Origin of the sequence: Pseudomonas sp. Q2-TVG4-2 (genome assembly GCF_013620795.1) — a bacterium.
Classification (GTDB): Bacteria; Pseudomonadota; Gammaproteobacteria; order Pseudomonadales; family Pseudomonadaceae; genus Stutzerimonas.
Genome location: NZ_LGLW01000006.1, coordinates 478070 through 487849 on the forward strand (window position 1 = coordinate 478070; position 9780 = coordinate 487849).

The window sequence follows — 9780 nt, forward strand, 5'->3', positions numbered from 1 at the left end:
CCAGCTTGCGGTTGCTGTTACAATGTCCGCTTTTCTGCCTTCTGGAGTTTCTCCGGTGTCTGTCGTGTTCGTCGCCGCTTCCAAATTGCCGACGCCGTTCGGTGTGTTCACCATGCATGGGTTTCTCGATCAGGACACCGGCAAAGAGCATGTCGTACTGACGCTGGGCGATGTTGCCGATGGCAAGCCTGTGTTGGGGCGCCTGCACTCTGAATGTCTGACGGGCGATGCCCTGTTCAGTTTGCGCTGCGATTGCGGCTTTCAATTGGAAGCCGCACTGCGTGCGATTTCGGAAGAGGGGCGCGGCGCGCTGCTCTATCTCCGCCAGGAGGGCCGTGGCATCGGCCTGCTGAACAAGATCCGTGCCTACGAGTTGCAGGATGGCGGTGCCGATACCGTCGAGGCCAACGAGCGCCTTGGCTTCGCGCCTGATATGCGCGATTACGCGATCTGCCTGCCCATGCTCGAACACCTGGGCATCGCCGAGATCAAGCTGATGACCAACAACCCGCGCAAGGTCAAGGCGCTGCAGGGCTTCGGCATCCGCGTCGCCCAGCGCATGCCGCTTGAGATTGCCCACAATCCGCATAACCGCAAGTATCTCGCCACCAAGGCCGGCAAGCTCGGCCATATGCTCGGCGAGATCCATCAGGGCGAAGCCGAGCAGTCGTGAACCGTACGGCCACTCGCCGCCAGCTTTCTCGCGATGGCTGGCTGTTTCTGCTACTGATCATCGTCCCCGTGCTCATCAGTCGCCAGCTTCCCGAGCTGGCTGGCCGCTTCGGCGAGTCGCTCGCCTTGCCGCTGTTCATCATCGGTCTGGCCACGCTGTTTCTCAATTTGCCCCGCTTCACTGCCTACAAGCACGCCTTGATCGCCACCGAAAAGGGCTTGGATACCGACGACGAATCGTCGGCCTGGATGGCGCTGCGTGCCGTCCGGTTACGGGCACTGTGGATCGCAGCGCTGCCGGCTTGGCTGGCGGCGATCGGCGCGCCGCTCGGGCTTGAGCCCGTCGCACAGGTGCTACTGGTCTGTGGCAGCCTGGCGTTGCTAGTGCTCTATCGCATTCCGCGTCAGCTGCAATGATGCGAGTACTGTCGTTGGTCGTGGCGTTGCTGCTTTCGCCGCTGCTTGCCGCATCCGAGCGGGTCGTCAGCCTGGCGCCCTCGCTCAGTGAAATCATGCTGGAGCTGGACGCCGCCGATCTGCTGGTGGGCGTGCTCGACGGCGGCGAGCGGCCGGATGCGCTGGCCGGTTTGCCATCCGTCGGACGCCTCGGCCAGCTGGAAATGGAAACCTTGCTGGCACTGCAGCCAACGCTGGTATTGCTCCGGCCGGACAGCATCAGCCGCGCACAACGTGACCAGCTGACACAGTTCGGCATACCGGTGCTGGTTGCGCAACCGGTGTCGCTGGAGCAGCTGGCAGAGCAGTTCGCACTGATTGGCGAGCGGGTTGGGCGGGGTGAGCAGGGGCGGGCGCTCGCGCGACGTTTCGAACAGGGGCTGGATCAGTTGCGGCGGCGTTACCACCGCGAGCAACCGCTGGCGGTGTTCTATCAGGTCTGGAACCGTCCGCTGTACACCCTCGGCGGCCGACAAATCATTAGCGATGCCATCGAAGTCTGTGGCGGTCGCAACGTGTTCGCGGATCTCCAGCTGCCAGCGCCTCAGGTCAGCATCGAGTCAGTGCTGTCGCGCAATCCCGAGGTGATTTTGGCGGGTAGCGGCGCTCAGCTGTCCGAATGGAAGACCTGGCCGCAGCTGGCTGCGGTGCGCAAGGGGCACCTCTGGGAAGTACCCGACAAGGGGCTGGAGCGGCCGAGCTTCCAGATGCTCGACGCCATCGGGAAGCTCTGCGCGGTGATGGCGCGGTCGGCGCCCTGAGCGAGCGCCGCCGTTGAGGTGCGCTACAGCGTTGGCGTCCAGATGACCGCGAGCAGGCCGGTACGACCCTGTTCGCGGTAACCATAAACACTGTCCATGTCGGCGAAGGTGCGTTGGTACAGCGCCTGGTGATAGTCCTTGTCCAGTACGTTCTCCAGCTTGGCTTCCCAACGCAGTTCGGGTGTGGCCTGCCAGCTGGTGCGCAGATCCAGTACCGCGTAGCCCGGGATTGTGCTGCGCTCGGACTGGAAGTTCGCGTTGACGGGGCCATCATCAAAGCGTTGGCTGAACGCCTGCCAGGTCGCACCGAGGCCAATCGTGCCGAACTGGCGGTCCAGGTCCAAGCTCAATGTGCGCTTGGCGCGACGTGGCAGCACCCGGCCGCTGTTCCGGTCGCGTGGATCGATGATGCTGAGGCCGAGATTGGCTTGCCAGCCCAGCAGCTCATGGGCCGCGCTGGCCTCGAAACCGTTGATTCGAGCATGGTTTATGTTTTCAACCTGACGGCCGCCCCAGGCGATCATATCTTCAATATCGGTGCGGTAGAACGAGGCTTCTAATTGCGTACCGTTGAAATCGGCGCGCCACTGCAGCTCGTAGGTCTTCGAGGTTTCCGGTTTCAGGTCCGGGTTGGGCCCCCAGGCCGGTGGTGCGTAAAGGTCGGTGAAGGTCGGTGCGCGAAAGCCTTCGCCATAGCTCAGTATCCATCGCTGCGACTGGCCGACCGGTAAGCTAAAGGCAGCGTTCCAGCTGTTGTGGCTGCCGAACTGCTGGTTGTCATCGTGGCGCAGGCCCAGCTCGGTGCCGAAGCCGTCGCCCTGATAGCTGTGCTGGGCGAAGAAGGCCAGATTGTCGCGGCTGTCTTCCTGATAGGCCGTGGTGGCATCCAGGCGGTCCTCGTACCAGTCAGTCCCGAGCGCTAGCTGCTGTTGTTCGGTGAGCGAGAAGCGGTTGACCCAGGCGGCCGAGTGGCGGGTGGTTTCCAGCAGGCTGTCGTTGAAGGCGGAGCCCACCGCGCGGTTGCGGTCGACGCTGCGACCCAGCTCCAGGCGGCTGTTCCAGATATCACTCAGTTGCCCGTCCAGATAACTGCTGTAGCTGCTGACGCGGAACTCATCCTGGGGTACGCCGGGGGCGAATGCGTAGGCGTCGTCGTATTCGTTCTCGCCGCGCTGGTCGTTGAGGCTCAGGCCCGCTTTCCAGTTGGCGTCGAAGCGATGGTCCAGTTTCAAATGCATGGCCTTGGTGCGCTGTCCGTCGTCGTCGCGGTCAGCGCCCCGATTGTCGCGGGTGATATCGAATCCGTCGCGTTCGTCGAGGCTGGCGCCGAGGTGCACGCGGGTCTGCTGGGTACCGCCAGACAGGTTCAGGCTGCGCTGGAACGTCTGGTCGCTGCCCGCGGCCAGGCGTACTTGTGGGTTCAGGCCAGGCTCACCGCTGCGCGTGAAAATCTGGATGACGCCACCGATGGCATCGGCACCGTAAAGCGACGAGCGAGGACCGCGGATGACTTCGACGCGTTCGATATTGTCGATGGCCAAATAGTCGAGGCGGGCGAAGCCACTGGTCGAAGAGGCAACTCGCTGGCCGTCGACCAGGACCAGCGTTTGCGCTGTGCTGGTGCCGCGCACGGATAGCTGAGGTAGCCCGCCGGCGCTCGAAAAGCTGACACCGGGTACTCGGCGAAGCAGTTCGGGCACGCTACGCGCCTGTAGCCGCTCGATATCAGCTCGGGAGAATACCGTATTAGCAGCGGTGGCCTGCATGCGCGGTTCGGCCTGCCGGGCCGAGGTAACGAGCATGCTTGGCAGCTCATGGCTGGTATCGGCAGCAAGGGCCTGTGCGCCGGGCAACAGCGCCACAGCCAGCGCGAGACGGGACATTTTCATCAAGAACAATCCTCAAAAGAACGGAGCTTTTGAGGAGGGCAGGAACAAGCGTGCAGAAAACAATGCGCAGCGCTTGACGGTGCTGCCCTCCGCAACACCAGTCGAATCCGCTAGGCCGGTCTCCGGGCTTTCGACACGCACCCCGCTCGCCTTCCCATGCAGGGCACAGTGGCGGTTGAGCAGGCGGTGATCCAAGGGATCACGGTCGATTACCGTTGCGGGGGCAGCGCCGGCCTTGCTCATCGAGCGCACCGGCTTCCCGTTTAATGCGGACCTTGCGGTCGTGCACACCTGGGCGGATCAGAAATCGCGGGAACCTTAAGGGCTGCTCGGGAGAAAAACAAGCAAAGCGCGTGGTGCCGGGAGAAAGTTTGCGCGAGGGGATACGTGGCCAGGCGTAGCGGAAAGGGGCGCCGGCGCACTAACAGGCGTCCATGTGCCGTCGTGATGCGATGGATTTGGTAATGCCGAGCAGGCGGCGAGGCGGTGCTGGGTACGGGCGTACCCAGCGCAACAGGGTGTCAGAGCTGAGCCAGCCGGGTGCGGATCGCCGCTTCGATACCGGCGGCATCGAGCCCGCACTCCTTGAGCATCTCGCTGGGCTTGGCGTGCTCGACGTAGTAATCCGGCAGTCCCAGATGAAGGATCGGCTTCTGCAGATTTTCAGCGGCGAGGAATTCGCCGACGGCACTACCGGCCCCGCCCATGATGCTGTTTTCCTCGATGGTCACCAGCAGTTCGTGGTCGTCGGCTATCTGCCGCACCAGCGCCTCGTCCAGCGGTTTGACGAAGCGCATGTCGACCACGGTGGCGTCGAGTGCTTCGCCGACCTGCAGCGCTTCGACCAACTGCACGCCAAAGACCAGCAGAGCGACCGGTCGGCCGCTGCCGTTGCTGCCCTGGCGACGCACCACGCCCTTGCCGATCTCAAGCGGATCGAGGCCGGGCTCGATCGTCGCGTTCGGCCCGGTGCCGCGCGGATAACGCACCGCCGCCGGACCGTCGAAGTGATAGCCGGTGGTGAGCATGCGGCGCATCTCATTCTCATCGCTGGGAGTCATCACCAGCATGCCGGGGATGCAGCGCAGATAGGAAAGATCGAAGCTACCGGCATGGGTCGGACCGTCTTCGCCGACCAGGCCGGCGCGGTCGATGGCGAACAGCACGTCGAGGTTCTGCACCGCGACGTCATGGATCAACTGATCGTAGGCGCGCTGGAGGAAGGTCGAATAGATCGCTACTACCGGCTTGGCACCTTCGCAGGCCATGCCGGCCGCCAGGGTCACGGCATGCTGCTCGGCGATGGCTACGTCGAAATAACGATCCGGATAACGCTCACTGAAGTCGATCAGGTCGGAGCCTTCCTTCATGGCCGGGGTGATGCCGGTCAGGCGCGGGTCGGCGGCGGCCATGTCGCACAACCATTGGCCAAAGACGTTCGAGTATTTCGGACCGCTGGGCTTCTTCGGGGTGACCGGACCGCCTACGGGTTCAAGTTTGCTGATGGCATGCCAGGTAATCGGATCGACTTCCGCCGGAGCGAATCCTTTGCCTTTCTTGGTCACCACATGCAGGAATTGCGGCCCGGGCAGATCGCGCATGTTGCGCAGGGTGGCGATCAACGTCGGAAGATCATGGCCGTCGATGGGCCCGATGTAGTTCCAGCCAAGCTCTTCGAACAGGGTGCCGGGAACCAGCATGCCCTTGGCATATTCCTCGGTACGGCGGGCGATTTCCCAGGCACCCGGCAGGCGTGACAGGACCTTCTTGCTGCCTTCGCGCATGCTCGAATAGGTGCGGCTGGAGAGGATTTTGGCCAGGTAGTTGGACAGGCCGCCGACGTTGCGCGAGATCGACATGTCATTGTCGTTGAGCACGACGAGCATGTCGGCGCCGACTTCAGGCGCATGATTCAGGGCCTCGAAGGCCATGCCGGCGGTGAGCGCGCCGTCGCCGATCACGGCGATGGACTTGCGCTTCTTGCCCTGCAGGCGGGCGGCGATGGCCATGCCCAGTGCGGCGCTGATGGAGGTGCTGGAGTGGCCGACGCCGAAGGTGTCGTAGTCGCTTTCACTGCGGCGTGGAAACGCGGCGAGGCCGTCCTTCTGGCGTAGGCTGCCCATCTGCTCGCGGCGTCCGGTGAGGATCTTGTGCGGATAGGCCTGATGGCCGACGTCCCACACCAGGCGGTCCTTTGGGGTGTCGTAGACGTAGTGCAGGGCGATGGTCAGCTCGATCACGCCGAGTCCGGCGCCGAAGTGCCCTCCGGTCCGGCCGACGCTGTACAGCAGGTCTTGCCGCAGCTCGTTGGCGAGTTCTTCAAGTTCCGCTTCGCCCAGCCGGCGCAGCTGCTCGGGAGTGGCCGCGCGATCTAGGACGGGCGTCGCAGGGCGGACCCGAGGAATCTCATGGAACGTCTTGGGCATCGGGCGAATCGTTTTGGCTGAAAAAAGAGCCGCAGTTTACCCGATGGTTACAGCGAGAAGAATGACCCAGGCATCAACGGTCGTCGCCGCTGTTGTCAGCGGCACGGCTACGCGTTGCCCGGGTTCAGCTGCGGCGTTCGACGATGAAGCGGGCCAGTTGGCGCAAAGGCTCGGCAGCGGCACCGAAGGGTGCGACGGCTTCGAGCGCCGTATCCCGTAGCTCGTGCGCGTAGGCCTTGGCTGCGTCCATGCCCAGAAGCGCCGGGTAGGTGGGTTTGTCGCGGGCGATATCGGCGCCCTGGTGCTTGCCCAGCGTGACGGTATCGCTCTCCACGTCGAGGATGTCGTCCTGCACTTGAAACGCCAGGCCGATGGCCTGCGCGTAGCGCTGCAAGGCGGCAAGCGTGCCGGCATCGGAGTGACCGCTGGCCAGGGCGCCGAGGCGCACGCTGGCTTCGATCAGCGCGCCGGTTTTGTGCCGGTGCATCAGCTCCAGCGCATTACGATCCAGTTTGCGGCCGACCGATCCGAGATCAATCGCCTGCCCGCCGACCATCCCGGCCGGACCCGCCGCGCAGGCGAGGCTGGTGACCATTTCCAGGCGCAGCGCCGGGTCCTGCGGGTTGTGCGCCTCGGTCGCCAGCACTTCGAAGGCCAGGGTTTGCAAGCCGTCGCCGGCTAGGATCGCGCAGGCTTCGTCGAACGCCTTGTGAGTGGTCGGCTGGCCGCGGCGCAAGTCGTCGTCGTCCATGGCCGGCAGGTCGTCATGCACCAGCGAATAGGCATGGATCAGCTCGACGGCGCAGGCGGCGCCATCGGCTTGGGCGCTATCGCCCTTGAGCGCCTCGCAGGCGGCGTAAACCAGCAGTGGGCGCACGCGCTTGCCGCCGTTCATGACGCTGTAGCGCATGGCCTGGTAAAGGCGCTCGAGCTGTGGCCGTGGCGAGGTGAAGAGCGCATCGAGGCAACGGTCGACACGTTGCTGGCAGCGCTGTTGGTAGTCGCCGATCATGCTTCGGGATCCACCTCGAAAGGCGCTTCCTGCAGCTTGCCGTCACGCTCGAGCAGGATCTGTACTTTCTGCTCGGCCTGGCTGAGTGCGGCTTGGCAGTCGCGGGTCAGACCGATGCCCTGCTCGAAGCAGGTCAGCGAATCCTCCAGCGACAGCTCGCCGCTTTCCAGGCGCTCGACCAGCTGTTGCAACTCGGCGAGGGATTGTTCGAAATCGAGGGCGACTTTCTTGCGGGCCATGGCGGAACCTGTTCTCTGCGGCTGCTCTGAAACGGGCGCGACACTAGCAGAGCTGGGCCGCATAAGCCATAAGCCGCCCGGGCTAGGCGGCGCTCAGCGCCAGTATATGGCCTGGAAATAGTAGAGCGTCATGGTGCTGCCCACCACGATGACGAAGGTGCGCAGCCAGGTGGCTGGCAGCTTCTTGCTCAGTGCCCCCCCAGCATAACCACCAAGCGTGGTGCCAATCAGCAGAATCGCCAGTTCGTACAGGCTCACGCGTCCGGCAATGATGAAGGTGGCGGTGGCGACGCTGTAGATGACGGCTGAGATCAGGTTCTTCAGCGCGTTGGCACGGACCAGTTGGTGGCCTTCGATGGAAAAGGCCGCCAGCTGCAGAATGCCCATGCCCGCGCCGAAATAACCACCGTATATAGATACCAGGGCATGCGCCGCGAGCGATGCAGGCGCATGCGGCGGTACTGCACTTTCGTCCTTGCGGCGGGCCGCCAGCCAGCGGCTCAGCCAGGGGCTGGCGGCGAACAGGGCGGTAGCGACGAGCAGCAGCCAGGGAATCAGCAAGCTGAACACGTCATCGCCGCTGGCGAGCAGCAACAGGCCACCGAGCAGACCACCGACCAATCCTGCCAGCAGCAGCGGAACGAGATACCGGCCCAGTGGGCGTAGCGCCGAGCGTGCCGCCCAGGCGCCGGCGAGGCTGGCGGGCCAGAGCGCCACGGCATTGGTCGCGTTGGCCGTGACCGGTGGCAAGCCAGTGGCCAGCAGCGCCGGAAACGAGAAGAAGGTGCCGCCTCCGGCCAGGGCATTCATGCCACCGGCAGCGAAACCGGCAGCGATGAGTAGCAGCATGTCGAACAAGGGCATCGGTGGGGCTCGCGGCAAAAGGATGCAGATTATCCCTGCCGCTGCGCTTCGCCAAGCACGAGGAGATCTGCGATAGCTCCGATGCCATGTAGGCGTCGTACATAGCTGGCTGTATTACGCTCGCCTGCAATCCGACTGCTGGTCCGCTACCGGTCGGAAGGCCGCCGGGCTTCGTCCAGTCGCGTGCTGGTCAGCTCGTTAAGGATGCCGCAGCCTTGCATCGGACGATTGCCGGTGCAGCAGCTGCGCAGCGCCTGTAGTTGCTGCTCAAGCGCGTGGAGGCTTTCCAGGCGCGCGCGGACGCGTTCGAGCTGCTCGTCAATCAGCAGGTTGATGTCGCCGCAGTTGGCGTCCGGGTGGTTCGAGAATTCCAGCAGCCGGCGGATATCGGCCAATCCGATATCCAGCGCACGGCAATGCCGGATAAATACCAGCTGTGCCAGCTGCTTGGTCGAATAGGACCGGTAGCCATTGGCGCCACGCTCCGGGGCGGGCATCAAGCCGACTTTTTCATAGTAGCGAATGGTTTCGACGTCCACGCCTGCCGTCGTGCTCAGCTCGCCGATGCGCATCATCGCTCCTTCTTCTCGTGGTGATCGTTGGCCAAAACTTGGTCGGCTTGACCCTGGAGCTGCTCCAGGGTGTGCAATGGCTCCGAATATAGTTCAGGAGACACTCCATGTCCTCGAGATGTTGTGATTCGGGCTGTTCAACCCCCGCGGTCAGCCCAGGCTTTCGCAAGGCGTTATGGGTCGCCCTGGCGATCAATTTGGTCATGTTCCTTGTGGAAATCGTCAGCGGGTTGCGGTCCGGTTCAGTCTCGCTGCTGGCCGACGCCATCGACTTCGCTGGCGATGCCGCCAACTACGCCATCACCCTCACGGTGCTGTCCATGGGCCTGGTCTGGCGTTCGCGCGCGGCGCTGGTGAAGGGCCTTTCGATGCTCGCCTTCGGCGTGTTCGTGCTTGCGCGGGCCGGCTGGGCTATCCACACCGGCGTGGTGCCGGAGCCGCTGACCATGGGCGTCATCGGCGCGCTGGCGCTGGTCGCTAATGTCATCGTGGCGCTGATGCTCTATGCGTTTCGCGAGGGTGACTCGAATATGCGTTCGGTCTGGCTCTGCAGCCGCAACGATGCCCTGGGCAATATCGCGGTCATGGTCGCCGCGGCGGGGGTTTTCGGCACCGGTTCCGGCTGGCCGGACTTTATCGTGGCGCTGATCATGGCGGGGCTGGCATTGTTCGCCGGTTACTCGGTGGTGCGTCAGGCGCGGCAGGAACTGCACGTAGCTCGTTTGTGACGCCGCTGGCGCTGATCAACTGGCTATGGCCGCCACCAGTGCGATGACCAGTACGCCGATCACCGCCAGGCCACCGGCGGCTAGCTTGCCTACCGTCTCGGCGCTCAGACCCAGCGCTTTATCTTTCGCCTGCGCGCCGAAGCGCCCTTCGAGACGGTGCA

Annotated in this window: 10 protein-coding genes and 1 riboswitch; of the genes, 4 read left to right on the forward strand and 6 right to left on the reverse strand. The window is 63.9% G+C overall.

The annotated features are described in order from the left end of the window. The first annotated feature begins 55 nt into the window (after positions 1–55). The 3 genes from ribA to H3028_RS15540 are packed head-to-tail and all read left to right on the forward strand — an operon-like array spanning position 56 to position 1889. Positions 56–673 (forward strand): GTP cyclohydrolase II, encoded by a 618-nt coding sequence (gene ribA, locus H3028_RS15530; RefSeq protein WP_181298131.1) that lies wholly within the window; start codon positions 56–58, stop codon positions 671–673. Then, on the forward strand, positions 670–1089 hold the full coding sequence (locus tag H3028_RS15535) for a hypothetical protein (protein WP_181298132.1): 420 nt from the start codon (positions 670–672) through the stop codon (positions 1087–1089). The genes ribA and H3028_RS15535 overlap by 4 nt, the downstream gene beginning before the upstream one ends. Beyond that, positions 1089–1889: a cobalamin-binding protein gene (locus H3028_RS15540; protein WP_181298166.1), complete on the forward strand. Its 801-nt coding sequence runs from the start codon at positions 1089–1091 to the stop codon at positions 1887–1889. The genes H3028_RS15535 and H3028_RS15540 overlap by 1 nt, the downstream gene beginning before the upstream one ends. A gap of 23 nt (positions 1890–1912) precedes the next feature. On the opposite strand, the gene H3028_RS15545 is transcribed toward H3028_RS15540, so the two are convergent. The 6 genes from H3028_RS15545 to cadR all read right to left on the reverse strand — a co-directional run bounded on the left by H3028_RS15545 (position 1913) and on the right by cadR (position 8894). Further along, entirely contained in the window at positions 1913–3778 is a 1866-nt protein-coding gene (locus H3028_RS15545; RefSeq protein ID WP_181298134.1) for a TonB-dependent receptor domain-containing protein, read from the reverse strand. A gap of 95 nt (positions 3779–3873) precedes the next feature. Further along, a riboswitch (cobalamin riboswitch) is annotated at positions 3874–4088 on the reverse strand. Between the two features lie 211 nt (positions 4089–4299). After that, the gene (gene dxs, locus H3028_RS15550) at positions 4300–6204 is read right to left on the reverse strand and encodes a 1-deoxy-D-xylulose-5-phosphate synthase (RefSeq protein WP_181298135.1); all 1905 of its coding nucleotides are present in this window, start codon (positions 6202–6204) and stop codon (positions 4300–4302) included. A gap of 124 nt (positions 6205–6328) precedes the next feature. Further along, entirely contained in the window at positions 6329–7216 is an 888-nt protein-coding gene (ispA, locus tag H3028_RS15555) for a (2E,6E)-farnesyl diphosphate synthase (protein ID WP_181298137.1), read from the reverse strand. Continuing rightward, the gene (locus H3028_RS15560; protein WP_102837024.1) at positions 7213–7455 is read right to left on the reverse strand and encodes an exodeoxyribonuclease VII small subunit; all 243 of its coding nucleotides are present in this window, start codon (positions 7453–7455) and stop codon (positions 7213–7215) included. Before H3028_RS15560 ends, ispA begins: the two co-directional genes overlap by 4 nt. Before the next feature lie 93 nt (positions 7456–7548). Beyond that, complete coding sequence (locus H3028_RS15565) at positions 7549–8319, reverse strand: sulfite exporter TauE/SafE family protein (RefSeq protein WP_181298139.1); 771 nt, start codon at positions 8317–8319, stop codon at positions 7549–7551. A gap of 146 nt (positions 8320–8465) precedes the next feature. Next, complete coding sequence (gene cadR / locus H3028_RS15570; protein WP_258237806.1) at positions 8466–8894, reverse strand: Cd(II)/Pb(II)-responsive transcriptional regulator; 429 nt, start codon at positions 8892–8894, stop codon at positions 8466–8468. 104 nt (positions 8895–8998) lie between these two features. On the opposite strand from cadR, the gene H3028_RS15575 reads away from it, so the two are divergent. Next, positions 8999–9619, forward strand: coding sequence for a cation transporter (locus tag H3028_RS15575; RefSeq protein WP_181298140.1), 621 nt, complete (start codon positions 8999–9001; stop codon positions 9617–9619). Positions 9620–9780 lie beyond the last annotated feature (161 nt).

Coding starts and splice junctions, on each gene's coding strand:
- H3028_RS15540 (WP_181298166.1), top strand. CDS start 1,089: ATGCGAGTACTGTCGTTGGTCGTGGCGTTGCTGCTTTCGCCGCTGCTT.
- H3028_RS15545 (WP_181298134.1), bottom strand. CDS start 3,778: ATGAAAATGTCCCGTCTCGCGCTGGCTGTGGCGCTGTTGCCCGGCGCA.
- dxs (WP_181298135.1), bottom strand. CDS start 6,204: ATGCCCAAGACGTTCCATGAGATTCCTCGGGTCCGCCCTGCGACGCCC.
- ispA (WP_181298137.1), bottom strand. CDS start 7,216: ATGATCGGCGACTACCAACAGCGCTGCCAGCAACGTGTCGACCGTTGC.
- H3028_RS15560 (WP_102837024.1), bottom strand. CDS start 7,455: ATGGCCCGCAAGAAAGTCGCCCTCGATTTCGAACAATCCCTCGCCGAG.
- H3028_RS15565 (WP_181298139.1), bottom strand. CDS start 8,319: ATGCCCTTGTTCGACATGCTGCTACTCATCGCTGCCGGTTTCGCTGCC.
- cadR (WP_258237806.1), bottom strand. CDS start 8,894: ATGATGCGCATCGGCGAGCTGAGCACGACGGCAGGCGTGGACGTCGAA.
- H3028_RS15575 (WP_181298140.1), top strand. CDS start 8,999: ATGTCCTCGAGATGTTGTGATTCGGGCTGTTCAACCCCCGCGGTCAGC.